Source organism: Pseudomonas sp. GW821-FHT07G06, from assembly GCF_058986625.1.
The window spans coordinates 1-23,066 of sequence record NZ_JBYSVW010000035.1; the positions used below are offsets into that span (position 1 = coordinate 1).

25 protein-coding genes are annotated in these 23,066 nt (G+C 60.6%); 14 read left to right on the top strand and 11 right to left on the bottom strand.

Features of this window, described 5'->3' with window-relative positions:
- Positions 1 to 175 precede the first annotated feature (175 nt).
- The 5 genes from benA (at position 176) to AC3WJW_RS29780 (ending at position 4,722) form a co-directional block, all read left to right on the top strand.
- Positions 176 to 1,540 carry a benzoate 1,2-dioxygenase large subunit gene (gene benA / locus AC3WJW_RS29760; protein WP_493728518.1) on the top strand — a complete coding sequence of 455 codons (1,365 nt, stop codon included), beginning with the start codon at positions 176 to 178 and terminating at the stop codon, positions 1,538 to 1,540.
- Positions 1,537 to 2,025 carry a benzoate 1,2-dioxygenase small subunit gene (benB, locus tag AC3WJW_RS29765; protein ID WP_095967691.1) on the top strand — a complete coding sequence of 163 codons (489 nt, stop codon included), beginning with the start codon at positions 1,537 to 1,539 and terminating at the stop codon, positions 2,023 to 2,025. Before benA ends, benB begins: the two co-directional genes overlap by 4 nt.
- Positions 2,026 to 2,035: 10 nt before the next feature.
- Positions 2,036 to 3,049, top strand: a complete 1,014-nt coding sequence (benC, locus tag AC3WJW_RS29770) for a benzoate 1,2-dioxygenase electron transfer component BenC (protein WP_218504034.1) — start codon at positions 2,036 to 2,038, stop codon at positions 3,047 to 3,049.
- Between the two features lie 158 nt (positions 3,050 to 3,207).
- Positions 3,208 to 3,981: a 1,6-dihydroxycyclohexa-2,4-diene-1-carboxylate dehydrogenase gene (locus AC3WJW_RS29775; RefSeq protein ID WP_007976175.1), complete on the top strand. Its 774-nt coding sequence runs from the start codon at positions 3,208 to 3,210 to the stop codon at positions 3,979 to 3,981.
- Between the two features lie 42 nt (positions 3,982 to 4,023).
- Positions 4,024 to 4,722 (top strand): alpha/beta hydrolase, encoded by a 699-nt coding sequence (locus tag AC3WJW_RS29780; protein ID WP_493728519.1) that lies wholly within the window; start codon positions 4,024 to 4,026, stop codon positions 4,720 to 4,722.
- Positions 4,723 to 4,725: 3 nt separating this feature from the next.
- On the opposite strand, the gene AC3WJW_RS29785 is transcribed toward AC3WJW_RS29780, so the two are convergent.
- On the bottom strand, positions 4,726 to 5,088 hold the full coding sequence (locus AC3WJW_RS29785) for an NUDIX hydrolase (RefSeq protein ID WP_493728520.1): 363 nt from the start codon (positions 5,086 to 5,088) through the stop codon (positions 4,726 to 4,728).
- Between the two features lie 218 nt (positions 5,089 to 5,306).
- Between AC3WJW_RS29785 and AC3WJW_RS29790 the strand changes: the two genes are divergently transcribed.
- On the top strand, positions 5,307 to 5,507 hold the full coding sequence (locus tag AC3WJW_RS29790) for an SPOR domain-containing protein (RefSeq protein WP_493728521.1): 201 nt from the start codon (positions 5,307 to 5,309) through the stop codon (positions 5,505 to 5,507).
- Positions 5,508 to 5,621: 114 nt separating this feature from the next.
- Here the strand turns inward: AC3WJW_RS29790 and osmE are convergent, their stop codons facing one another.
- Positions 5,622 to 5,972 carry an osmotically-inducible lipoprotein OsmE gene (gene osmE, locus AC3WJW_RS29795; protein WP_493728522.1) on the bottom strand — a complete coding sequence of 117 codons (351 nt, stop codon included), beginning with the start codon at positions 5,970 to 5,972 and terminating at the stop codon, positions 5,622 to 5,624.
- Positions 5,973 to 5,985: 13 nt separating this feature from the next.
- The gene (locus AC3WJW_RS29800; RefSeq protein WP_493728523.1) at positions 5,986 to 6,225 is read right to left on the bottom strand and encodes a hypothetical protein; all 240 of its coding nucleotides are present in this window, start codon (positions 6,223 to 6,225) and stop codon (positions 5,986 to 5,988) included.
- 278 nt (positions 6,226 to 6,503) lie between these two features.
- Here AC3WJW_RS29800 and AC3WJW_RS29805 point away from each other — a divergent pair, with 278 nt between their 5' ends.
- Positions 6,504 to 6,839, top strand: coding sequence for a hypothetical protein (locus tag AC3WJW_RS29805; protein ID WP_102701579.1), 336 nt, complete (start codon positions 6,504 to 6,506; stop codon positions 6,837 to 6,839).
- Between the two features lie 134 nt (positions 6,840 to 6,973).
- On the opposite strand, the gene AC3WJW_RS29810 is transcribed toward AC3WJW_RS29805, so the two are convergent.
- Positions 6,974 to 7,534, bottom strand: a complete 561-nt coding sequence (locus AC3WJW_RS29810; protein WP_493728524.1) for an RrF2 family transcriptional regulator — start codon at positions 7,532 to 7,534, stop codon at positions 6,974 to 6,976.
- Positions 7,535 to 7,843: 309 nt separating this feature from the next.
- Here AC3WJW_RS29810 and AC3WJW_RS29815 point away from each other — a divergent pair, with 309 nt between their 5' ends.
- The 4 genes from AC3WJW_RS29815 to AC3WJW_RS29830 all read left to right on the top strand — a co-directional run bounded on the left by AC3WJW_RS29815 (position 7,844) and on the right by AC3WJW_RS29830 (position 12,422).
- Positions 7,844 to 9,046 (top strand): NAD(P)/FAD-dependent oxidoreductase, encoded by a 1,203-nt coding sequence (locus AC3WJW_RS29815; protein WP_493728525.1) that lies wholly within the window; start codon positions 7,844 to 7,846, stop codon positions 9,044 to 9,046.
- A 139-nt stretch (positions 9,047 to 9,185) separates the two neighbouring features.
- Complete coding sequence (locus tag AC3WJW_RS29820; protein ID WP_493728526.1) at positions 9,186 to 10,475, top strand: NAD(P)/FAD-dependent oxidoreductase; 1,290 nt, start codon at positions 9,186 to 9,188, stop codon at positions 10,473 to 10,475.
- 25 nt (positions 10,476 to 10,500) lie between these two features.
- Positions 10,501 to 11,055, top strand: a complete 555-nt coding sequence (locus tag AC3WJW_RS29825) for a helix-turn-helix domain-containing protein (RefSeq protein WP_007976194.1) — start codon at positions 10,501 to 10,503, stop codon at positions 11,053 to 11,055.
- A gap of 20 nt (positions 11,056 to 11,075) precedes the next feature.
- Positions 11,076 to 12,422 (top strand): glutamine synthetase family protein, encoded by a 1,347-nt coding sequence (locus AC3WJW_RS29830; protein WP_493728527.1) that lies wholly within the window; start codon positions 11,076 to 11,078, stop codon positions 12,420 to 12,422.
- Between the two features lie 518 nt (positions 12,423 to 12,940).
- Here AC3WJW_RS29830 and AC3WJW_RS29835 read toward each other — a convergent pair.
- From AC3WJW_RS29835 to AC3WJW_RS29855, 5 genes are all read right to left on the bottom strand, one after another.
- Positions 12,941 to 14,293: a purine-cytosine permease family protein gene (locus AC3WJW_RS29835; protein WP_493728528.1), complete on the bottom strand. Its 1,353-nt coding sequence runs from the start codon at positions 14,291 to 14,293 to the stop codon at positions 12,941 to 12,943.
- Between the two features lie 5 nt (positions 14,294 to 14,298).
- A complete protein-coding gene (locus AC3WJW_RS29840; RefSeq protein WP_493728529.1) occupies positions 14,299 to 14,976 on the bottom strand; it encodes a cysteine hydrolase family protein in 678 nt (225 codons plus the stop codon).
- Positions 14,977 to 15,067: 91 nt separating this feature from the next.
- Positions 15,068 to 15,310 (bottom strand): hypothetical protein, encoded by a 243-nt coding sequence (locus AC3WJW_RS29845; RefSeq protein WP_493728536.1) that lies wholly within the window; start codon positions 15,308 to 15,310, stop codon positions 15,068 to 15,070.
- Between the two features lie 45 nt (positions 15,311 to 15,355).
- The gene (locus AC3WJW_RS29850) at positions 15,356 to 16,399 is read right to left on the bottom strand and encodes an LLM class flavin-dependent oxidoreductase (RefSeq protein ID WP_493728530.1); all 1,044 of its coding nucleotides are present in this window, start codon (positions 16,397 to 16,399) and stop codon (positions 15,356 to 15,358) included.
- 218 nt (positions 16,400 to 16,617) lie between these two features.
- Entirely contained in the window at positions 16,618 to 17,103 is a 486-nt protein-coding gene (locus AC3WJW_RS29855; protein WP_007976207.1) for a flavin reductase family protein, read from the bottom strand.
- 324 nt (positions 17,104 to 17,427) lie between these two features.
- Between AC3WJW_RS29855 and AC3WJW_RS29860 the strand changes: the two genes are divergently transcribed.
- A complete protein-coding gene (locus tag AC3WJW_RS29860; RefSeq protein WP_493728531.1) occupies positions 17,428 to 18,834 on the top strand; it encodes a purine-cytosine permease family protein in 1,407 nt (468 codons plus the stop codon).
- Between the two features lie 191 nt (positions 18,835 to 19,025).
- Here the strand turns inward: AC3WJW_RS29860 and AC3WJW_RS29865 are convergent, their stop codons facing one another.
- A complete protein-coding gene (locus AC3WJW_RS29865) occupies positions 19,026 to 19,646 on the bottom strand; it encodes a glutathione S-transferase family protein (RefSeq protein ID WP_493728532.1) in 621 nt (206 codons plus the stop codon).
- Between the two features lie 348 nt (positions 19,647 to 19,994).
- Here AC3WJW_RS29865 and AC3WJW_RS29870 point away from each other — a divergent pair, with 348 nt between their 5' ends.
- Positions 19,995 to 21,320, top strand: a complete 1,326-nt coding sequence (locus AC3WJW_RS29870; RefSeq protein WP_493728533.1) for an OprD family porin — start codon at positions 19,995 to 19,997, stop codon at positions 21,318 to 21,320.
- A 116-nt stretch (positions 21,321 to 21,436) separates the two neighbouring features.
- On the opposite strand, the gene AC3WJW_RS29875 is transcribed toward AC3WJW_RS29870, so the two are convergent.
- Positions 21,437 to 21,643 (bottom strand): hypothetical protein, encoded by a 207-nt coding sequence (locus tag AC3WJW_RS29875; protein ID WP_493728534.1) that lies wholly within the window; start codon positions 21,641 to 21,643, stop codon positions 21,437 to 21,439.
- Between the two features lie 15 nt (positions 21,644 to 21,658).
- On the opposite strand from AC3WJW_RS29875, the gene AC3WJW_RS29880 reads away from it, so the two are divergent.
- Positions 21,659 to 22,759 (top strand): polyamine ABC transporter substrate-binding protein, encoded by a 1,101-nt coding sequence (locus AC3WJW_RS29880; protein ID WP_493728535.1) that lies wholly within the window; start codon positions 21,659 to 21,661, stop codon positions 22,757 to 22,759.
- Positions 22,760 to 23,066 lie beyond the last annotated feature (307 nt).

Genomic DNA, 23,066 nt, shown 5'->3' on the forward strand with positions numbered 1-23,066 from the left:
GCCGCAGGCTGCGATCTTTTGATCTTGTTTTAAAGATCAAGATCAAAAGATCGCAGCCTGCGGCAGCTCCTACATTGCACAAAACGGATAAAGGTCTGCACCCCGCGGATACTCCCGCCTGATCCACCGTCCTAGCATGACCCCTGCCTGAACAATAACAATGGAGGCGGCGGCCATGACCCTGCGACCCGAATATTTGCATTCCCTGCTTGAAGACGATCCCGAGCAGGGCCTCTATCGCTGCAAGCGCGAGATGTTCACCGACCCGCGTCTGTTCGATCTGGAGATGGAACACATCTTCGAAGGCAACTGGCTGTACCTGGCCCACGAAAGCCAGATCCCCAACATCAACGATTTCTACACCACGAACATGGGGCGCCAGTCGATCTTCATCGCGCGCAACAAGGACGGTGCGCTCAACGCCTTCATCAACGCCTGCAGCCACCGTGGCGCGACCCTGTGCCGGCACAAGTCCGGCAACAAGAGCTCCTACACCTGTCCGTTCCACGGCTGGACCTTCAACAACTCCGGCAAGCTGCTCAAGGTCAAGGATCCGGCCAACGCCGGTTATCCCGCGAGCTTCAACTGCGAAGGCTCCCACGACCTGACCCGCGTCGCGCGGTTCGAGTCCTATCGCGGCTTCCTGTTCGGCAGCCTCAAGGCCGATGTCCTGCCACTGGTCGAGCACCTGGGCGAGTCGGCGAAGATCATCGACATGATCGTCGACCAGTCCGCCGATGGCCTGGAAGTGCTGCGCGGCTCCTCCAGCTACATCTACGAAGGCAACTGGAAACTCACCGCCGAAAACGGCGCCGACGGCTACCACGTCAGCTCCGTGCACTGGAACTACGCGGCCACCCAGAACCAGCGCAAGCAGCGTGAAGCCGGTGACGCCAACCCGACCATGAGCGCCGGCAGCTGGGCCAAGCAGGGCGGTGGTTTCTATTCCTTCGACAAGGGCCACATGCTGCTCTGGACCCGTTGGGCCAACCCCGAGGACCGTCCGCTGTACGAGCGCCGCGATGAGCTGGCGCAGGACTTCGGCAAGGCTCGTGCCGACTGGATGATCGAGAATTCGCGCAACCTGTGCCTGTACCCGAACCTGTACCTGATGGACCAGTTCAGCTCGCAGATCCGCATCGCCCGGCCGATCTCGGTCAACCGCACGGAGATCACCATTTACTGCATCGCCCCGAAAGGCGAGAGCGACCACGCCCGTTCCAGCCGGATTCGCCAGTACGAGGATTTCTTCAACGTCAGCGGCATGGCCACGCCGGACGATCTGGAGGAATTCCGTTCCTGCCAGACCAGCTACCAGGGCAGCGTCACCACCTGGAACGACATGTCACGTGGCGCCGAGCACTGGATCGAAGGTGCAGACGAAGCCGCCAAAGAGATCGACCTGCACCCGCTGCTCAGTGGTGTGCGCACCGAAGATGAAGGCCTGTTCGTGCTGCAACACAAGTACTGGCAGCAGACCATGCTCAAGGCCCTCGCCGCCGAGCAGTCGAAACTGATCGCCGTGGAGGACGTGCAATGACGATTTCCCATGACACCGTGCGCGACTTTCTCTACCGCGAAGCGCGTTACCTCGACGACCGCCAGTGGGACGAGTGGCTGGAGTTGTACGCCCCGGACGCGACCTTCTGGATGCCGTCCTGGGACGATAACGACGAGTTGACCGAAGATCCGCAGCGGGAAATCTCGCTGATCTGGTACGGCAACCGCACCGGCCTGGAAGACCGCGTCTTCCGCATCAAGACCGAGCGCTCCAGCGCCAGCGTGCCGGACACCCGCACCTCCCACAACATCAGCAACATCGAGCTGCTCGAACAAGCCGACGGACTGTGCAAGGTGCGCTTCAACTGGCACACCCTGAGTTTTCGCTACAAGACCGTCGACAGCTATTTCGGCAGCAGTTTCTACACCCTCGACGTGCGCGGTGAAAACCCGTTGATCAAGGCCAAGAAAGTGATCCTGAAGAACGACTACGTTCGTCAGGTCATCGATGTTTACCACTTGTGAGGCTGGCGTCATGACCCATTCCATTGCGTTCAATTTCGAAGACGGCGTCACCCGTTTCATCGACGCCAACGTGGGCGAGACCGTGGCCGATGCCGCTTACCGCCAGGGCATCAACATCCCGCTGGACTGCCGCGACGGCGCCTGCGGCACTTGCAAGTGTTTTGCCGAAGCCGGCCAGTACGATTTGGGCGAGGAGTACATCGAAGACGCCCTCAGCCCTGAAGAGGCCGCGCAGGGTTTTGTCCTGACCTGCCAGATGCGCGCCCAGAGCGATTGCGTGGTGCGCGTACCGACGTCCTCCGAGGTCTGCCGCACCCGTCAGGCCAGCTACGACGCGACCATCAGTGCCGTGCGCCAGTTGTCCGACAGCACCATTGCACTGTCGATCAAGGGCGAAGCCCTGAGCAAACTGGCGTTCCTGCCTGGGCAGTATGTGAACCTGGGAATTCCCGGCAGCGAACAGACCCGCGCCTACTCGTTCAGCTCGCTGCAGCGCGATGGCGAAGTCAGCTTCCTGATCCGCAACGTGCCCGGCGGCTTGATGAGCAGTTTCCTCACCGGCATGGCCAAGGCCGGCGATTGCATGAGCCTGGCAGGTCCCCTGGGCAGTTTCTACTTGCGTGACATCCGCCGGCCGCTGTTGCTGCTGGCCGGTGGCACCGGGCTGGCGCCGTTCACCGCGATGCTGGAGAAGATCGCGGAGCAGGGCAGCGATCATCCGCTGCATCTGATCTACGGCGTGACCCACGATTTCGACCTGGTGGAAATCGACCGCCTCGAAGCCTTTGCCGCGCGCATCCCCAACTTCACCTTCAGCGCCTGCGTCGCCAGCCCCGAGAGCCGACATCCGCTCAAGGGCTACGTGACCCAGCACATCGAGCCAAAGCATTTGAACGAGGGTGATGTCGACGTCTACCTGTGCGGCCCGCCGCCGATGGTCGAGGCCGTCAGTCAGTTCATTCGCGAACAAGGCATCGCGCCGGCGAACTTCTACTACGAAAAATTCGCCGCCAGCGCGGCATGAGTCGCACGTGATTTCCCTGGCTGGGTAAAGACCCCCTGTGGGAGCGAGCCTGCTCGCGAAAGCGGTCTGGCAGTCACCCACGGTGTCGACTGGAAGGACCTCTTCGCGAGCAGGCTCGCTCCCACAGTTGAACTGCAACCTTTCTTCATGAGGCACACATGAACAGATTTCACGAAAAAGTCGCGCTGATCACCGGCGCGGCCCAAGGCATCGGCCAGCGGGTGGCCGAGCGCATGGCCGCCGAAGGGGCGAAGCTGATCCTGGTGGATCGTTCCGAGCTGGTGTTCGAAGTGCAACAACAGCTGGCCGCGACCACTCAGGTGTTGGCCCTGACCGCCGACCTTGAGCAATACGACGAATGCAGCCGGGTGATGCAAACCGCCGTCGAGCGTTTCGGGCGCCTCGATGTGCTGGTCAACAATGTCGGCGGCACCATCTGGGCCAAACCGTTCGAGCACTACGAGGCGTCGCAGATCGAGGCCGAGGTTCGTCGTTCGCTGTTCCCGACCCTGTGGTGTTGCCATGCCGCGCTGCCGTTCATGCTGGAGCAGGGCAGCGGGGCGATCGTCAACGTCTCTTCCATCGCCACCCGCAGCCTCAACCGCGTGCCCTACGGTGCGGCAAAGGGTGGGGTGAATGCCTTGACCGCTTGTCTGGCGTTCGAAACCGCCGGTCGTGGCGTGCGGGTCAATGCCACGGCGCCTGGCGGCACCGAAGCACCGCCGCGACGCATACCCCGCAATGGTGCCGAGCAGAGTGAGCAGGAAAAACTCTGGTACCAGCAGATCGTCGACCAGACCCTCGACAGCAGTCTGATGAAACGCTACGGCACCCTGGATGAGCAGGCGGGGGCTATTCTGTTTCTGGCCAGCGACGAAGCGTCCTATATCACCGGCATGGTCATGCCCGTGGGCGGCGGCGATCAGGGCTGACGCGAGCGACGAACAACCCCATCGGCAAACGGAGTCATGGTGATGAGTGACAAACCCACGATCGTGCTGGTCCATGGTTTCTGGGGCGGTGCCGCCCACTGGAACAAGGTCATTGTCAAACTGCTCAGCCGGGGTGACACGCACATTCGTGCCGTCGAATTGCCGCTGACTTCGCTGGCTGATGATGCCGAGCGTACGCGCAAGATGGTCGCCCAGGTGCCCGGTCCGGTGCTGCTGGTGGGGCATTCCTATGGCGGCGCGGTCATCACTGAAGCGGGTGATTTGCCGAATGTGGTCGGGCTGGTGTACATCGCCGCGTTCGCCCCGGACGCCGGTGAAAGCCCCGGCGGCATCACGCAACGGCACCTGCCTGCGGCAGCGGCCAACCTGATGCCCGATAGCGACGGGTACCTGTGGGTCAAGCCCGAGCTCTACCACGAGAGCTTCTGTCAGGACCTGCCGGCGACCGAAGGGTTGGTCATGGGCCTTACCCAGAAAGCGCCGCTGGCGAGCACCTTCGGCGACACCATTGGCACGGTGGCCTGGAAGAACAAGCCATCGTGGTATCAGATCTCGACCGCCGACCGGATGATCGCGCCACAGAACCAGCAATGGATGGCCGCGCGGCTCAACGCCCGGGAGATTCTGACCTTGAACGCCAGTCATGCGTCATTGGCGTCGATGCCCGCCGAAGTGGCGGCCCTGATCGACAGGGCAGCGACGGCGTTGGCCAACGGCTAGGGCCTACAAGCGCCGTACAAAGGCGCTGACGATACTGCGCATGGCGTTGCTGATGTTCAGGTTGTGTAGCGCATCCAGCGGGTGCCAGATGCAATCGGTGATTTCATTCAGCGGCCGCAATTGCTCAAGGTTCAGCACCGACACCTCGAAGACGTGGTGTCGGGTGCCGTCCGTTTCCAGTTCCAGCACGTATATCAACTCGTCGACCCGCAGGCCGGTTTCTTCCCACAGCTCGCGCACGGCAGCATCGGCTGCGCTTTCACCCCGTTCGAGCTTGCCGCCGGGCAGCGTCCAGCGGCCTCCTTGCTTGCGTACCAGCAGTACATGCCGGTCCTGCTCGCAGATGATGGTTGCGCGTACTTTCATGGGTTACCCGGTGCCGTTGTCATGAAACAGGCATGGAACTGCAGCGTTCGGGCCTTCGCCGCGATTGCGCTGCCATCGGAGTAGTTTGAGCTGCCAATGTGATGAAAAGTGCCACCGAAAGGGGGAATTTCCACGGCGACGTCTGGTCGGTATTTTGGAGAAGGGTGGGTGTAAGGTAAACAAGTCAACCTGATAGCACCGCCCAGGAGGAGGTGAACATGAGCGTTTCGATGCTGAACAAGATGCACATGAACGGCTATGACGTACTCAGCGTGAACAACGGCCCCTGGCGGGTATGCACCCAGGGTGACCGGCTTGGCTCGTTCAACAGTCGAGAGGAGGCATTGGCGTTTGCCGCGTCACTGCCCGGCTACAGGGCTCGTGCCGGCAGGCCTGCAGGCAGCCATCAAACAAAGTGACGTCAATCTCCTGTAGGAGCGAGCTTGCTCGCGATGGACGTCAACGATGACGCGCCCCGTCTGAATGAACGCGTTGTCCGGACGTTTATCGCGAGCAAGCTCGCTCCTACAGTGTTAATAGCCACCTCCACCGCTGGGCCGGGAGGGCTCCCGGGCCTTTTGCTGCGCGTGGCTCCATTCCGCGCAGGTCATGAAGCTCTTGTGGTCGACCATGCCGCGGCCATCGAAACTGACGTTGTACGCCTGCTGATGACCTTCGTGAGTCAGTTTGTAGTCAAAGCAGGTACCGGGTTCAACGGTACGATCCGTGACCGCCAGGGGCTGGCCGCCGATTTGCCGGACTTGCTCCCGGGTCATGCCGGTGTCGACTTTCGCCACCAGCGGCTGGTCCTGATAGATCGAGTTGGTGCTGCAGCCTGCCAACGCGGTCAGTACGGCGACCAGCGTGAATAGAGGCCTGTTCATGGCCGCGCTCCCGCTATTGAGCCTTGTTGCGGCTAATGACCTTGGCTTTCACTTCCTCGGCATAGCCGGCCAGTTTTTGTTCATCACCCTGAAACAAAGCACACAGTCTTTGCACGGCTTGCGCGTCCGCTTCGCTGCCAAGCTCGCGCAACCGCTGCTCAATGCGCAAAAGCTCCACCGCCGACCAGCGCAAATCTGACGCAAGCCCTTGCAGATCACGCCGAAGTTCCTGTTCTGATTCGTTAAGCCACATAATGACCTCCTGAACGCTGCACTCCGAATTTTAGACCCGTTTACCGGACCGTATGTTGTGCTCGTCTGAATCAACAGGGTTTCCTTTGGTCGGGAAAAGCGAACGGGAAAAGGCGCCGGCTGCTCTAGTGCCGGTTGTTCTCCCGGCAGGACGACGTCAAATGACAGCCTGCAAGGAACTAACTGGGCGAAGTGATATCAATGACTCGCCGAATCGTCGGGATGGATGTACGGTCGATGGCAAGCTACATTTTCTCTTTTCGAATTTAAGGAAGCAGCATGCGGATGTTGATGGGGGGAGTCGCGCTGGCATTGCTGGGCGGATGTTCGTTGCCAGCGTCGCTGGTACCGGGCGAGCCGAATGTCAGCAAGCACAGCGAAAAGACGCCAAAAGAGTATGCGGCGTGCGTTTTGCCTGCCTGGCAGAAGGAAGTATCGAATACGACCCAGGTTTCGATTTCCAACGGCTACCGGATCACCGCACCGAGCGTGATAACGGCCGATGAAGTGCTGGATATCGTGAAATACAAGGATGGCAGCCGGATTTCGCTGTATCAGGGGCCGCCTTGGGCCAAATCCGGCGACCTGCGCAAAATCGTGCGCGACTGCCTGTAAGTGCGAGCGGGTGAAAATCGGATACCGACCGCTTTTCGCCTGAACCGAGAAAAACCGGATGCCTGGCGTGCATCCGGTTTTTTTATGGTTCATCACGTAATTCCGGGAAACTGTATATTTCGTAATCTGTGCCGTCAGTCTGAAAGGTTGGTCGCAGGAATGATCTGCTCACTGGCCTGGGCGCTGCTTTTCCTTTCCCGACGCTCGTTCATCCAGCTCTCCACTTTGACGCCGAATTCTGCCGGGGCCTTGCGCCCGAATTTCCTGGCGATGTCGAGGATGGTTTGCTGGGCGAGGGCCTCTTCCATGCGCTTTTGCGCAACCATCATCGCCCCATGGACCGCACACGGACCGTCCAGTGCCCAGGCCGGCGGGGTGCCGTCGAATACTGCGCAACGGCCACGGATCTCCCGACAATCGAAGATCGACTTGCGGCCGTCGATGGCGTTGACGATATCCAGCAGGGTGATTTCGTCGGCGGGCCGGGCCAGCTTGAAGCCTCCGCGCATGCCTTCGGTGGCGACCACCAGTTTGCCTTTGGCCAGCTTGGTGAAGATTTTCGCCAGATAGTCCAGGGGAACGCCCTGCAGTTCGGCAAGGTCGCGCACGCTCGCTTCGCGCGAGTCGCCGCCGTTGCCGACGAGAAAAAGCAGGCAGTGGATGCTGTACTCGACACCTGCGCTGTAAAGAGACATACAGATCTCCGACTTGATTAGTCGCCAATTCTATCAGTCGAGCCTAAGCCAGGCAACGCATCGTCGCGTCCTTAAATTTTTTTGTCCGCTCGAAAAGTCCTTGTCATGCACGTTCTTGAGGCTTTTCTACGGAGGCATCGACGGGTTCGATGGCGGCCATCAAAAAAAAACGGTTGCGGGATTTAACTAGGATCAATACAGTCGTAGTTGTTCGAGCGGCACAGGTCGACGATTCTTGAAAAACACCGACCTCATGCCGGCTCCCGATGAGCGTGACTCACAACCCTTGTTTATCCCCTGGAGTTAAAGATGAAACAGCACATTCTGGTGATCGGCGCAGGTTTCGGTGGCATGTGGACCGCTTTGAGTGCCACGCGCCTGTTCGACATTCACGGCCACAACGACGTTGAAGTGACCGTGCTGGCGCCCCAGGCCGAGCTGCGTGTGCGTCCGCGCTTCTACGAACCGAACGCCCATCAACTGGCGGCGCCGATCGGCGATCTGTTCGAGGCTGTAGGGGTCAGGTTCATCAAGGGCGCGGCGCAGACCATCGATGTCGAGCAAAAACAGGTCGGCTATGTCGATGCCGGCGGTGCCCGACAAGTCTGCAGCTACGACAAACTCGTTCTGGCCACCGGCAGCGGCCTGGCTTCGCCAAACACCCCGGGCGTGGTCGAACATGCGTTCGACGTCGACCAGATCGAACAGGCCGTGCGCCTGGAAAACCACCTCAAGGCGCTGGCCAATCAGCCCGAAAGCAAGGCGCGCAACACGGTGGTGGTGGCCGGTGGCGGTTTCACCGGGATCGAAACGGCGACTGAAATGCCGACCCGCCTGCGGGCCATCCTCGGCGACCGTGCCGACATCAATGTGATCATCGTTGACCGTGGCGATAAAATCGGCGGCTCGATGGGCGAGGAAATCGCCGAATCGATCGTCGAGGCCAGTGTGGCGACCGGCGTGAAATGGCACCTGAAAGCCTCGGTTGTGTCGGTCGATGCCAATGGCGTCACCCTGTCCGACGGTGCGCGTATCGATGCCAGGACCGTGGTCTGGACCACCGGCGTTCGCGCCAGCTCCCTGACCGAACAGATCCCGGCCGAACGCGATCGCCTGGGCCGCCTGCATGTCGACGCCCACCTGAAAGTGATTGGCCAGGACGACATCTTCGCCACCGGCGACGTGGCTTACGCAGCCAGCGACGAGATCGGCAACTACGCCCTGATGACCTGCCAGCACGCGATTTCGCTGGGCCGTCATGCCGGCAACAACGTGGCGGCGCAGATCCTCGGAGTCGACCCGACGCCGTACAGCCAGCCCAAGTACGTGACCTGCCTGGACCTCGGTGCCTGGGGCGCGGTCTACACCGAGGGTTGGGACCGCCAGGTCAAGTTGATCAAGCATGAGGCAAAGGCATTGAAGACCCAGATCAACACCCAGTGGATCTACCCACCGGCGGCAGATCGAGTCACCGCACTGGCTTCGGCGGATCCGATGATTCCCGTGGCCTGATTGATTCGGATATCGCGCCTGAATGAAAAAGTCCTGCTCGGGTTCGCCCGGGCGGGATTTTTTTACGCCTCGATTGCCTGCGTGAAATTAACCGTGTATTTTTTCATGAAATTAAAAATACAAAATTTCACGAGGCCGTATGTTCCAGCAATCCCCCCGGCATGTCGCCAGTTACTACGCCCATAGCTGCGCCGATCGACTGGTCAATCGGACCGCACTGGAAGGTGAGCAAGACACCGAAGTGCTGATCATCGGGGCTGGTTTCAGTGGACTGCACACAGCGTTGCGCCTGGCGCTGGCCGGCAAGCGCGTGACCCTGCTCGAAGCCAGCCGGGTGGCCTGGGCCGCGTCCGGGCGTAATGGCGGGCAGGCGATTCTCGGCTGGTCGTGCGACATGCCACCGCTGGAAGCGGCGCTGGGGTACGAGCGGGCGCGGCGATTGTGGGACGGCATGCGCTGGGCCGCGCGCGAATTGCGTGATCTGCCCGGCCGCCATGAATTCGATTGCGACTACCGCGCCGGCCATCTCTGGACCTCGGTGATGCCGCGGCGAGTGGGGCTGCTGACCGAGTGGCAGCACGAGGCCAGCCACAAGTGGGGTCACGACAAACTGCAATTCATCCCCCGGCAACAGCTGCCGGAATGGGTGGCCAGCGAGCGTTATCAGGCCGGCCTGTTTGACCCCGAGGGCGGGCATTTGAACCCGCTGAAACTGGCGCTGGGCCTTGCGGAGGCGGTTGAGCGGGCTGGCGGCCGTATCTACGAGCAAAGCAAGGCGCTGAGTTATGGCGAGGAGGGCGAAGGCTTTGTGGTGACGACCGAACGCGGTCGTATTCGCGCCGATGTGCTGGTGCTGGCGTGCAACGCCTACCTCGATCGGCTCGACCCGCAACTGGCCAGTTGTGTGTTGCCGGTCGGCACGTATCAGGTCGCGACCGCGCCGCTCACCAGGGACCAGGCCACTGCGCTGCTGCCGAGCAACGTGTGCGTGACCGACAATCAGTTCGTGCTCGATTATTTCCGCCGCACCCCGGATAACCGCCTGCTGTTCGGCGGCGGTTGCACTTACCTGGGCGGGATGCCCAAGGACATCGCCGCGGCGACTCGGCCGTTCCTGGAGCGGGTATTCCCGCAACTCACGGGCGTGGCGCTGGAGTTTGCCTGGGGCGGACACATCGACCTGACCCTCAAGCGCACGCCGGACATTGGCCGCCGTGGCGATCTGTACTGGATGCAGGGCTATTCCGGGCATGGCGTGCTGCCGACACTGGCCGCAGCACGGGCGGTGTCCGACGCGATCCTCGGTCAACCCGACGAACTGTCCCTGTACCAGGGCCTGAACAACGGCAGTTTCCCCGGTGGCAAATACCTGGCCGCGCCGCTGGAGGCCATCGGCAAGGCCTGGTATCGACTGCGCGACAGTATTTGAAGCGACACTTTCTGGAAGCCTCAAGATGGACATGCAAGAAGAAATCTCGGCGCTGGCGATCCTGATCCAGGACCTGCGCAAGCACAAGAAGTACACCCTGAAGGAACTGGCGGACAAAATCGGCCGCTCCGTCGGTTTTCTGTCCCAGGTCGAGCGCGGCCTGTCGCGCCCGACGGTGGCGGACCTGACCGCGATCAGCGAAACCCTCGGGGTGCCGACCACCTATTTCTACAGCCTGCCCAAACCCATGGCGTTGTCCTGGGTCACTCGCCCGGACGAGCGCCGCACGCTGTACTACGCCGACGGCATCACCGACATCCTCGTTTCGCCAAAAATGCGCGCGTCGTTCTCGATGCTTGAAAGCCAGCTCGAACCCGGCGCCAGCAGCGGCGACCGGCACATGAAGGACAGCTCGGAGCAGGGCGGTTATGTCCTCGAAGGGCAGCTGACCCTGTGGCTCGACGACAACGAACCGGTGACCCTGCATCCCGGCGACAGCTTTCAACTGGCCAGCCATGCGCACTGCCGCTACGGCAACCTGTCCGACCAACTGACCCGCGTGCTTTGGGTTTACACCTGATAACAACAAGGACCAAAACGATGGATGCCGTGTGCTCTGAACTGCTGGCCGAAGTTCGCAACTTCCGCCACTGCCACCCCGAAGTGCGTTATGTCGACCTGATCTCCCTGGACATTCCGGGGCATTTCTACGGCAAGCGCTACCCGATCGAGATGCTGGAAAAAGTCGCTGCCGGCAGTGCACTGAAACTGCCGCAAAACTGCGTGCTGCTCGGCACCCAGGGCGGGCTGTTCAAGATCGGAGACTACTGCTTCAACGATGGTGACCCGGATGCGCTGCGGCGTTTGGTGCCTGGCACCTTGAAGCTGGTGACCTGGGAAAAGCAGCCCTTGGGCCAGATGCTGATTACCTCCGACGGCACGGAAAAACCCATCGAATTCGAACCCCGTGAAGTGCTGGCCCAGGTGCTGAACCGCCTGCACCGCAAAGGGATTTTCCCGGTGGTGGCCTTCGAGCTGGAGTTTTACCTGTTCGACAGCCGCTTGAAGGACGGCCTGCCGCAGTTCCCCCGTGATGAGCTGACCGGCGATGCCGATGATCAGCCGAACATGCACATCGAACGCCTGTCGCGCTTCGCCCCGGTGCTCGATGAAATGGTCGAGACCGCGCGAGCCCAAGGCATCGATGCCACGGTGATTACCGCCGAACTCGGCCCGGGCCAGTTCGAAATCAACTTCGGCCATTGCGATGACGGCCTGCGCGCCGCCGACTGGGCCGCGCTGTTCTGCCGCAGCACCCGGGGCGTGGCGCTCAAGCACAACCTGCGCGCCAGTTTCATGGCCAAACCTTACCTGCAACACCCCGGCAGCGGCATGCACGTGCACGTCAGCCTGTATGACCAGGCCGGCAACAACCTGCTGGCGGCGAACGGGCAGCGGGCACTGCGCCATGCCGTGGCCGGTTGCCTGGAGGTGTTGCCGCACTGCATGCCGATCTTTGCCCCGAACCACAATGCCATGCGCCGCTTGAGTGGCACGGTGAACGTCGCGTCCCGCGCCAGTTGGGGCTTCGAGGACCGCGATGCGTGCTTGCGTATTCCGGAGTCGGACGTCAAGAACCTGCGCATCGAACATCGCCTGGCGGGCGCCGATGCCAACCCGTATCTGGCGTTGGCGGCGATCCTGGTGGGGTTGGAGCAGGGCCTGGAAGGGGAGCGCGAGCCGATTGCACCGCTCAACGAAGACCGCAGCAGTGGCATCGATTTCCCGTTGGAAATGCTCGAAGCGGTGCAGTCCATGCAACATCATTCAGCAGTACGCGAAGGCTTGGGGGCGGAGTTTGTGGACGTCTATTGCGAAAACAAACGTCAGGATCATCTGGCATTTCTGCATGACATCAGTGCGCGGGAGTACCGCTGGTTCCTCTAGTAGTCCTTGGAAAACATTTGGATATATAAGGGCTTAGAGCGTTTAGTAACTGGATGGTGAATAAAAATATCTTGTTACAGGCCGAAATATTCCGTAATATCCGCGCCGCGTTCACCACCACGGTTTATGCATTTTTAAGTCCCGGGCGTCCATCAGCTGCCCGGGATTTTTTTTGCCTGAGATTTGGTTGGCCGTTGAGAATCAAAAGATCGCAGCCTGCGGCAGCTCCTACAGGGATGCACGTCTTACCTTTGTAGGAGCTGCCGCAGGCTGCGATCTTTTTTGCCGTCAAAGGCTGATTACTCCGCAGAAAAAAGATCGCAGGCTTCGCCAGCTCCTACAGGGATGCACGCCTTACCCTTGTAGGAGCTGCCGCAGGCTGCGATCTTTTTGCCGTCAAAGGTTGATTACTCCGCAGGTAAAAGATCGCAGGCTTCGCCAGCTCCTACAGGGATGCACGCCTTACCTTTGTAGGAGCTGCCGCAGGCTGCGATCTTTTTGCCGTCAAATGCTGATGACTATGCAGGTACGCTGACGCGCGCGGTCATTTTCATCAGCCAGTAGTAACTCACCGCCGGCACCAGCAACCCGACCACCCACGCCAGATCCACCCCGTCCAGCGCCGTGGCCACCGGGCCGACGTACAGCGTGGTGTTCATGAACGGAATTTCCAGGGCGATCGCCAGCAGGAAACTGCCGCAGGCAATCCGGTTGACCCGCCCGTAGATTCCGTTCAGGTCGAAGATATCGTCAATCCGGTACTGCCCTTTGCGCAGGCAGTAGTAGTCCACCAGATTGATCGCCGTCCACGGGATCAGGAAGTAGCTCATGAAGAAGATGAAGTTCAGGAAGAAGCTGATGAAGTCGTCCTGGCTGATGGTGCACAGTGCCGTGGCCACCAGGCTGATCAGCAGCATGAACACACCGCGCACCCGCGGCGTCACCTTGAGTCGGGCGAACGGCTCGATCACGGTGATGGTCGACATGAACGCGCCGTACAGGTTGAACACGTTGATCGACACCTGGCCATAGACGATGAAGGCGAACAGCAGCACCGCGCCAGTGCCGAACAGACCGGCGACATGCCCGCCGACGTTGCTGGAAAAGTCGCCGATGCCGACGCTCAGGATCGCCCCGAGAATCATCATCCACGCACCGCCGCTGACCGTGCCGGCGTAGCTGTACCAGAACACCTGAGCGGTCGGCGTGCTGCTCGGCAGGTAGCGCGAGTAGTCGGCGACGTAAGGCGCGTAGGACAGCTGCCAGGTCACGGCAATGCTCACCGCCACCAGGAACTTCGACAACGAGAAGCCGTTCGGCAGCCATTGTTCGGCCGGGATCGGCAGCTGCAAGGCGAGCACCGTGGCGGCCACGAACACCACCAGCGACAGGATCGACAGCAGCTTCTGCAAGCGGTGAATCAACCGATAGCCATAGAGGGCGACGACGAAGCACAACGCGCCGATCAGGTAGATGTTGCCGGACATCGGCAGCGGGCTGACGGACTCCAGCGCCTGGGCCGCGAGCAAGGTGTTGCTGACGAAGAAGCCCAGGTAAATCAGCATCACGAACAGCAGCGGCAACACCGCCCCCAGCACGCCGAATTGCGCCCGGCTCTGGATCATTTGCGGAATGCCCAGCTTCGGTCCCTGGGCCGAGTGGGAGGCCATGAAAATCGCCCCCAGCAACGAGCCGACGATGATCGCCAGCGCACTCCAGAACAGGTTGAGCCCCATCACCACCGGCAACACGCCGGAGGTGATGGTGGTGATGTTCATGTTGGCGCCGAACCAGATATAGAACAGTGAACCCGGCTTGCCGTGGCGTTCGGTCTCGGGGATGAAATCGATGCTTCTTTTTTCGACTTGCATGGCAGTCACTCCTGAGTCCGGACGAGACGGGATTGCAGACGGGCGATGGTGCTTTGCAGCTCATGGGGCTGGTGGGCAAACAGGTCCGGACGCTCGGGGATCAGGCTCAGGTAGTCGCGCTGTTCCAGGGCGCGCTGGCATTCGGTTGTGGTGAGGATTTCCAGTGAGTAGACCCAGTTGGCCATGATCAGCAGGGCCGAATAATGCCCGGCCTCGGTGGTCGTGGTGCAGGCATCGCTGACCAGACGCACGCGATAGCCCAGGGCGAAGGCATCGAACACGCTGGTCAGTACGCAGACGTCCGTGAGTACGCCGCAGACGATCAGCGTGTCGACCTCCATGGCCCTGAGTCGGGCGTCGAGGTCGGTGCGGTGAAAGGCGCTGTAACGGCCCTTGTCGATGATCCATTCACCGGATTGCGGCGTCAGCGCCTCGATGATTTCCACTTGCCGGGTGCCAGCACGGTAACCGCCGGGGCCACCGTCGGCGGCCAGGGGTTCACCGGGGGGCAGGTCACTGCCGTCGGCTTGATTGATGTGGCGGGTATAGATGACAGGCATCCGCTGATGGCGGGCGGTATCGAGCAGGGCGGCGGTATGGGCGACCACCCTGTCGACGTTTTCCAGGACGAAACCGTCCTCCTGCTGCATGTCGATGATCAACAGCGCGTTGTTATTGTTCATTGGGCAAACCTGATCAAAGGCGAAACACAAGACACCGCACGCGCTATGCCATGGCAAGACGCGGGGTGCGTGATTGGCTGTTCGGGTGGGCTCAGTGAACTATTTGCCAGAAGCCGTTCTGCTTGGCCGAAACGCTGGCGCGCAGACGCTTGAAATGCAGGTGCGAGGCGGTCCATTCACCGCGCAGGTAAGCCCGCGCGGCGCCGGAGGGGAGGGCAAGTGATGGGAGACGACCAGTGATCATTGGAATCGACTCTTGTGGGAGCGAGCCTGCTCGCGAAAAACTCTGGACAACGCGTTCATTCAGATGGCCCGCGTTATCGTTGGCGTCCATCGCGAGCAGGCTCGCTCCTACAGTTGATGTCGCAGGGCGGCGCAATCAGCGAAACGCGGGCACCACATGCTTGATGAACAGCGCCAGGGATTTTTTCTTCTCCGCGTGGGGCAGGCTGTTATCGCACCAGAAGCTGAATTCGTCCACGCCCAGTTCCTGGTAGTACTTGATGCGCGGAATGATTTCTTCCGGGGTGCCGATCATGGCGGTCTTGTGCAGGCTCTCGAGTTCGAACTCGGGGCGACCGGCGAATTTCTCTTCCGGGCTCGGCGCGAGGAAGCCGTTGACCGGGGTGGTCTTGTTGCCGAACCAGGCATCGAAGGTGCGATAGAACTTCGAGATCGCCTTGGCCCCGACTTCCCAGCCCTGCGGATCGTCGTCGGTGTGCACGTGGGTGTGACGCAGCACCATCAGTTGCGGGCGCGGCACGCCCGGGTTGTTGTCCAGGGCGGCCTGGAATTTGTTCTTCAGGTCGAGGACTTCTTCGTCGCCTTTCATCAACGGCGTGACCATGACGTTGCAGCCGTTGGCCACCGCGAAGTTGTGCGAGTCCGGGTCGCGGGCGGCAATCCACATCGGCGGGTTCGGTTGCTGGATCGGCTTGGGCACGCTGGTGGAGGTCGGGAATTTCCAGATGTCGCCGTCGTGGGCGTAGTCGCCGTTCCACAAGGCCCGCACCACCGGAACCATTTCCCGCAACGCCTGGCCGCCGGAGGAGGCTGGCATGCCGCCGGCCATGCGGTCGAATTCGATCTGGTAGGCCCCGCGGGCCAGGCCGACTTCCATGCGCCCGTTGCTGATCACATCGAGCAACGCGCATTCACCGGCCACCCGCAGCGGATGCCAGAACGGCGCGATGATGGTGCCGGCACCAAGGTGAATGGTGGTGGTCTTGCCCGCCAGGTAAGCCAGCAGCGGCATCGGGCTTGGTGAAATGGTGTACTCCATGGCGTGGTGTTCGCCGATCCATACGGTGCTGAAACCACCGGCCTCGGCCATCAGCGTCAGTTCGGTCAGGTCTTCGAACAACTGGCGGTGGCTGACGCTTTCGTCCCAACGTTCCATGTGTACGAACAGGGAAAACTTCATGACGCTTACCTCGGATCTTTTGTTGTTGGCCTGTCGACTGCGGGCGTGATGGTTATTGGTATACCATAATACAAAATCTGTGCAAATTTTTCTCTCTGGTGAGCAACCTGTGGGAGCGAGCCTGCTCGCGAAAGCGGTCTGCCGGGCGATATGGATGTGACTGACAAACCGCCTTCGCGAGCAGGCTCGCTCCCACAAGGTATGCGCAATACCGGAGGTCAAGCCAGAACAGGCAGGGCACCCATCTTGCCGTGGCAGTACACCAGTGGCCCGCTGCTCTGTTGGGGCACGATCAGGTTCTTCACCGCGCCGACCATGATGGCGTGGTCGCCGCCTTCGTATTCGCGCCACAACTCGCATTCGATGACTGCCGTGGCGTTGGCCAGGATCGGGTTGCCCAACTCGCTGAGCGTCCACTCTATCCCCTGGGCCTTGTCCTTGCCTTTGCGCGCGAAGGCATAGGCTTCGCTTTGCTGGCCGCCGGACAGCACGTGGATCGCAAAACGTTTGTTCCTGATCAGGACCGGGTAGGAGTCGGAGCTGTAGTTGGGGCAGAACAGCACCAGGGCCGGGTCCATCGACAGCGAGCTGAAGGCGCTGGCGGTCAGGCCGACGATTTGCCCATCTTCATCGAGCGTAGTGATCACGGTCACTCCGGACGGGAACGAGCCCATGACTTGTTTGTAGATGGCGGCATCGATCATTGGACGGTCCTCGGGTGGTGTGACGCGGTTTTTATGTGTTTATAGGTCTGATGGTATACCGTAATACATCGATTGCAAGGTCTTTTTGAGTGAACCGATAAACGTACGGCTTTCGTCGCAAAGCCAATGATTACGGGGCTATTGGCTAACAAATGTGGGCGTGAATCGGGCAGGATGCCAGCTCAGAGGCTTGCTCAAAGACCGGATCAGTCTTGTTTAAAGCTTGGAATACCATAATATGGTCCGCATCTGAGGGTCGGCCAGAGAGTCCCCCCGGTTTGGCTTCATACAAAGATAAGAACAGACAAACTCGAGTTCATGCACATGTCCCAGATGTCCCGGCAAGATCCGTTGATCGAGAACCACACGGTCGACTACGTTCCACTCGCAGAGCGCCATGGGAAGGCCCGCGATCTTTTCACCCTGTGGTTCAGCACCAACATCGCGCCACTGCCCATCGTCACCGGCGCCATGGTGGTCCAGGTGTTCCACCTCAATCTGTTCTGGGGCCTGCTGGCGATTGCCCTCGGGCACATGGTTGGCGGTGTGGTGATTGCGCTGGCGTCGGCCCAGGGGCCGTGCATGGGCATTCCGCAGATGGTCCAGAGTCGTGGTCAGTTCGGCCGTTATGGCGCGCTGCTGATCGTGTTCTTCGCCGCGTTGATCTACATCGGCTTCTTCATTTCCAACATCGTGCTGGCAGGCAAATCGATCGTCGGCATTGCGCCGTCGGTTCCGGTGCCGGCGAGTATTCTGATCGGCGCCCTCAGCGCCACGGCCATCGGGGTGATCGGTTATCGCTTCATCCACACCCTCAACCGCATCGGCACCTGGGTCATGGGCAGCGCGTTGCTCGCCGGTTTCCTCTACATCTTCGCCCATGACCTGCCGGCGGACTTCTTCACCCGCGGCGGGTTCAACCTGTCGGGCTGGCTGGCCACGGTCTCGCTGGGCATCATCTGGCAGATCAGCTTCTCGCCGTATGTGTCGGACTACTCGCGCTACCTGCCGGCGGACATCGGCATCACCCGGCCGTTCTTCGCCACTTACCTGGGGGCGACCCTGGGCACGATCCTGTCGTTCACCTTCGGTGCCGTGGCGGTACTGGCGACGCCCGAAGGCACCGAGGCGATGGCGGCGGTCAAGCAGTCCACCGGTTGGCTGGGGCCGATCCTGATGGTGCTGTTCCTGCTCAACATCATCAGCCACAACGCCCTGAATCTGTATGGCGCGGTGCTGTCGATCATTACCTCGATCCAGACCTTCGCCAGCCAGTGGACGCCGAGCATCAAGGTCCGCGTGGTGTTGTCGGGCATCGTCCTGGCGGGTTGCTGCGTGGTGGCGCTGGGTGCCTCGGCTAACTTCATTTCGCAGTTCATCGGCCTGATTCTGGCGCTGTTGCTGGTGCTGGTGCCCTGGGCGTCGATCAACCTGATCGACTTCTACCTGATCAAGCGTCGCCGCTACGACATCGCCTCGATCTTCCGCGCGGACGGCGGCATCTACGGGCGTTTCAACCTGCACGCGATCATCGCCTACTTCATCGGCATCATCGTGCAGCTGCCATTCGCCAACACTTCACTGTATGTCGGGCCGTACGCCAATCTGGTAGACGGCGCGGACTTGTCGTGGCTGGTGGGGCTGGTGGTGACATGCCCGTTGTATTACTGCCTCGCTACGCGAAGCCAGGCGCAGGAAAGTCGTGCGGTGAGGTTCGGCTACACCGACTGAGGCAAAATCGTTCGGTGTGCGATTGAAAATGCCCGGCGCGTCGCCGTCTCTGTAGGAGCGAGCTTGCTCGCGATGGACTCAAGAGCGCTGCGTTTAGTCAGTAAACACGCGGCATCGTTAACGACCATCGCGAGCAAGCTCGCTCCCACAATGACGGCGGCGTGTCGGGCATTTTTGTGTTCGCTGAGCGCTCAGGAATGCTTGAACACATTCAGGCCGCGTTGTACCGCCGGCCTGGCTTCGACCGTGTCGAACCAGCGCGATAGCTGTGGAAGCAGCTTCCAGTCCAGCCGGTCACGGAATGCCATGGCAATGGTGAACGCCGAAATGTCGGCCATGGAAAACTGTTCGCCCGACATGAATTCGCCGGTCAAAAAACTTTCCGAGTAGGTCAGTTGTTCGATCACCCGCAAATCGATGATCGCCGCCGCTTTGTCCTGGCCTGCCTGGTGCAGGAAAAACGCCGCATGGCTGGGGGCGATGACATCGGTCACGAAAAAGAAATAGCGGTCGATCACCCGGGTGCGCACAGGTCCCGGCTGCGCCGGTGCCAGCTTTCCGGGGGCAATGGAGTCGGCGTACTGGATGATGGCGTTGGACTGGTTGATGACCAGAGTCGGCGTCGTCCCGTGATCGATCAGGGTCGGCACTTTCCCCGCCGGGTTAAGCGCCAGGAAGGCCGGCCCGCGGTGCTCCTGTGCATACAGGTCGAGCCTGCGTGCCCTGTAGGCGATGCCCGACTCTTCGAGGGCGATCGCGGCCCGCAGACTGTTGCCGGTATTGGCGCCGAACAGCTCTATCCGATCGTTCATGGGCATAGCTCCTTGAGTGACCCACAGGCAGCCAGCGAACACTGCCGATGAGATCAGTATGATGAAAATCCACCGCACCGATATTCAAAAACAGTGATCGTCCATACCCCTGCGCGACAAGCCGTATCCCTCTACGAAAACTACTTTCACCGCGTTTGATAATAGCCTGCCGAAATGTTTTAAGAGTTTCACAAGCCAGTCAGTAAACCCTCACCTCTAACGATTCACATCACTCATCGAGCGCGCCTGTTGTCGCACTCGTGTTGAGCGCTGTTGCGTGGGCGGCAATCGGGTCCTGCCTGGCGGTGAAACCTTCAGATAACGATAAGAAACACCCAGGAGCACCCTATGTTCAAACGCGTGATTCCCACCGCAGTCCTGTTGGCCACCGGTTCGCTGTGTGCACAGGCCGCCGATTCCGCCGCCCATGGTTTTCTCGAAGACAGCAAGGCCAGCCTGTCGATGCGCACCCTGTACTTCAACAGCGACAATCGCGATGGCGCAGCGCAGCCTTCGAAAACCGAAGAGTCAGCCCAGGGCTTCGTGTTGCGCTATGAGTCCGGGTTTACCCAGGGCACGGTAGGGTTCGGGCTCGATGCCCAGGCATTGCTCGGCATCACGCTGGACAGCGGAGCGGGGCGCCACGTCGGTAGCGGCATGATTCCTTCCGACGGTGACGGCGCGGCCGACACCTGGAGCAGCTTCGGTCCCACGGCGAAGATGCGCCTGGCCAGGACTGAATTTCGCTACGGCACCTTGCTGCCGAAGTTGCCGATCCTGCTGGCCAACGATGCGCGTGTGTTGCCGCAATCGTTTACCGGTGCGCAGGTCACCTCGAACGACATCGATGGCCTGACCCTGACCAGCGGTGTGCTCGAGCACGCGGTAGGGCGTGCGTCGACCGACCGTACAGGCCTGTCGGTCGCCGGCAGCACCCAGGACAGCAACAAGTTCTATTACGCCGGCGCTGACTACAACCTCAGCAAAAGCCTGAAGACGCAGTATTACTTCGCGCAGCTGGAGGATTTCTACAACCAGAGCTTTCTCGGCCTGACGCACATTCTGTCCATCGACAGCGCCAGCTCACTGACCACCGACCTGCGCTACTTCCGCACCACGTCCAGCGGTGCCAACAGCACAGCCTCCGGCCGCGCGCAAGGTTATCGGGTATCCGGTTACACCGACGACAACGACGGTGAAATCGACAACAGTACCTGGGTGGCGATGCTCACCTACACCCATGGCGGGCATGCGGTGTCGGTGGGTCATCAACGGGTGGGCGACGGCAGCAACTTCGTCCAGCCCAATCAGGGCAGCCTGGTGGACAAAGGGGCGGGCGGCGGCAGTGTCTACCTGCCCACCGACAAGATGATCCAGAACTTTGCCCGCGCCGGAGAACAGACGAACTTCGGGCAATACACCTACGACTTCGCGCCCATGGGCGTGCCGGGCCTGAAAGCCTCGATCGCGTATCTGAAGGGCACGGACATCAAGGCGCAAAACGCCAGCGATCAGTCCGAATGGGAGCGCGACATGACCCTGGACTACGTGTTGCAGTCGGGCACGTTCAAAGGAGTGGGGTTCACACTGCGTAATGCCAAATCGAACACCGACGCCGGCCGCAATGTCGACCAGAGCCGGTTCATCATCAACTACACCTTGTCGCTGCTGTAATCACACCACAATCCCCTGTGGGAGCGAGCCTGCTCGCGAAGACGGTGTGTCAGTCGACATCTATGTGTCTGATACACCGCTTTCGCGAGCAGGCTCGCTCCCACAGAAAAATCGATTCATGGGCTGGCCGCCGCACTGTCGCAGCGCTGATCAATGCGGACAGGTATTTTGGCCGTTTCGGTCTCCTTTTGGCCTGACTCACGCTGTGAACCACCCACGCCCTCGGCAAGAATCACCACCAGAAACTTCACTTCCTTGCCCTTGGCAATTTTCAAGGCCGCTGCCGTGTACAGAACATAAAAACCATCGAACTCACGCCACACTTGGGGAAATGCTCCATGGACTCAATGAAACGCATACTGGGCGCCACCGTTTGCGGACTGTCGCTGCTGGCCAGCGCGGTGCACGCCGAACAGCGCGAATTGCGGGTGTACAACTGGGCGGACTACATCCTGCCGTCCGTACCCAAGGATTTTGCCAGGGACACCGGGATCAAGGTGACCTGGGACACCTTCGACACCAACGAGTCCCTGGAAGCCAAGCTGCTCACCGGCAACTCGGGCTATGACCTGGTAGTGCCCTCGAACCAGTTCATCGAGACTCAGATCAAGGCGGGCGTGTTCCAGAAACTCGACAAGTCCAAACTGCCGAACTGGTCGCACCAGGACCCGGCGTTGCTCAAGCTGCTGGACAAGAACGACCCGGGCAATCAGTACGGCGTGCCCTACATGTACGGCACCGTGCTGATCGGTTTCAACCCGGCCAAGGTCAAGGCGGCGCTGGGCGAGAATGCGCCGGTGGACAGCTGGGACCTGGTGTTCAAGCCCGAGAACATGGAGAAGCTCAAGGCCTGTGGCGTCGCGATGCTCGACTCGCCGTCGGAGATCCTGCCGCTGGCCCTGCATTACCTGGGGCTGGACCCGAACAGCCAGAACCCCGATGACTACGAAAAAGCCAAGGCGCTGATGCTCAAGGTCCGTCCTTACGTCACCTACTTCAACTCCGCCAAGTACATGACCGACATCGCCAACGGCGATATCTGCGTGGCCATCGGTTACTCCGGCAGCTTCTATCAGTTCGGCAACCGCGCCAAAGAGGCGGGCAACGGCGTGGTCGTCGACTGGCGCCTGCCCAAAGAGGGCGCGCCGATCTGGTTCGACACCTTCGCCATCCCGAAAAGCGCAAAGAATGTCGCCGAGGCCCATGAGTTCCTCAACAACCTGCTGGACCCGAAAGTCATCGCGCCGATCAGCGACTTCCTCGGTTACCCGAATGCCAACAAGGACTCGATGGCGCTGATCAACAAGGACATCACCGGCAACCCGAACCTGACACCGACCAGCGAGGCATTGAAGACGCTGTACGTCGTGCAGCCATTGCCGCAAAAGCTTGAGCGGGTGCGCACGCGGGTGTGGACCAGCATCAAGTCCGATCAGTAATACCGGAAAATTCATGTGAACTCCCTGTGGGAGCGAGCCTGCTCGCGAAGGCGTAGTGTCAGTCAATGCAGGTGTCGACTGATCCACCGCTATTGCGAGCAAGCTCGCTCCCACAGTTGAATGTTGTTGTGCACAAATTCTGCGTACGACATAAAGCCCGCTGTGGGAGCGAGCCTGCTCGCGAAGGCGTAGTGTCAGTCAATGCAGGTGTCGACTGATCCACCGCTATCGCGAGCAAGCTCGCTCCCACAGTTGAATGTTGTTGTGCACAAATTCTGCGTACGACATAAAGCCCCCTGTGGGAGCG

Bases quoted from the DNA above. Each gene is read 5' to 3' on its own strand.
- benA (WP_493728518.1), top strand. From the start codon at position 176: ATGACCCTGCGACCCGAATATTTGCATTCCCTGCTTGAAGACGATCCC.
- benB (WP_095967691.1), top strand. From the start codon at position 1,537: ATGACGATTTCCCATGACACCGTGCGCGACTTTCTCTACCGCGAAGCG.
- benC (WP_218504034.1), top strand. From the start codon at position 2,036: ATGACCCATTCCATTGCGTTCAATTTCGAAGACGGCGTCACCCGTTTC.
- AC3WJW_RS29775 (WP_007976175.1), top strand. From the start codon at position 3,208: ATGAACAGATTTCACGAAAAAGTCGCGCTGATCACCGGCGCGGCCCAA.
- AC3WJW_RS29780 (WP_493728519.1), top strand. From the start codon at position 4,024: ATGAGTGACAAACCCACGATCGTGCTGGTCCATGGTTTCTGGGGCGGT.
- AC3WJW_RS29785 (WP_493728520.1), bottom strand. From the start codon at position 5,088: ATGAAAGTACGCGCAACCATCATCTGCGAGCAGGACCGGCATGTACTG.
- AC3WJW_RS29790 (WP_493728521.1), top strand. From the start codon at position 5,307: ATGAGCGTTTCGATGCTGAACAAGATGCACATGAACGGCTATGACGTA.
- osmE (WP_493728522.1), bottom strand. From the start codon at position 5,972: ATGAACAGGCCTCTATTCACGCTGGTCGCCGTACTGACCGCGTTGGCA.
- AC3WJW_RS29800 (WP_493728523.1), bottom strand. From the start codon at position 6,225: ATGTGGCTTAACGAATCAGAACAGGAACTTCGGCGTGATCTGCAAGGG.
- AC3WJW_RS29805 (WP_102701579.1), top strand. From the start codon at position 6,504: ATGCGGATGTTGATGGGGGGAGTCGCGCTGGCATTGCTGGGCGGATGT.
- AC3WJW_RS29810 (WP_493728524.1), bottom strand. From the start codon at position 7,534: ATGTCTCTTTACAGCGCAGGTGTCGAGTACAGCATCCACTGCCTGCTT.
- AC3WJW_RS29815 (WP_493728525.1), top strand. From the start codon at position 7,844: ATGAAACAGCACATTCTGGTGATCGGCGCAGGTTTCGGTGGCATGTGG.
- AC3WJW_RS29820 (WP_493728526.1), top strand. From the start codon at position 9,186: ATGTTCCAGCAATCCCCCCGGCATGTCGCCAGTTACTACGCCCATAGC.
- AC3WJW_RS29825 (WP_007976194.1), top strand. From the start codon at position 10,501: ATGGACATGCAAGAAGAAATCTCGGCGCTGGCGATCCTGATCCAGGAC.
- AC3WJW_RS29830 (WP_493728527.1), top strand. From the start codon at position 11,076: ATGGATGCCGTGTGCTCTGAACTGCTGGCCGAAGTTCGCAACTTCCGC.
- AC3WJW_RS29835 (WP_493728528.1), bottom strand. From the start codon at position 14,293: ATGCAAGTCGAAAAAAGAAGCATCGATTTCATCCCCGAGACCGAACGC.
- AC3WJW_RS29840 (WP_493728529.1), bottom strand. From the start codon at position 14,976: ATGAACAATAACAACGCGCTGTTGATCATCGACATGCAGCAGGAGGAC.
- AC3WJW_RS29845 (WP_493728536.1), bottom strand. From the start codon at position 15,310: ATGGACGCCAACGATAACGCGGGCCATCTGAATGAACGCGTTGTCCAG.
- AC3WJW_RS29850 (WP_493728530.1), bottom strand. From the start codon at position 16,399: ATGAAGTTTTCCCTGTTCGTACACATGGAACGTTGGGACGAAAGCGTC.
- AC3WJW_RS29855 (WP_007976207.1), bottom strand. From the start codon at position 17,103: ATGATCGATGCCGCCATCTACAAACAAGTCATGGGCTCGTTCCCGTCC.
- AC3WJW_RS29860 (WP_493728531.1), top strand. From the start codon at position 17,428: ATGTCCCAGATGTCCCGGCAAGATCCGTTGATCGAGAACCACACGGTC.
- AC3WJW_RS29865 (WP_493728532.1), bottom strand. From the start codon at position 19,646: ATGAACGATCGGATAGAGCTGTTCGGCGCCAATACCGGCAACAGTCTG.
- AC3WJW_RS29870 (WP_493728533.1), top strand. From the start codon at position 19,995: ATGTTCAAACGCGTGATTCCCACCGCAGTCCTGTTGGCCACCGGTTCG.
- AC3WJW_RS29880 (WP_493728535.1), top strand. From the start codon at position 21,659: ATGGACTCAATGAAACGCATACTGGGCGCCACCGTTTGCGGACTGTCG.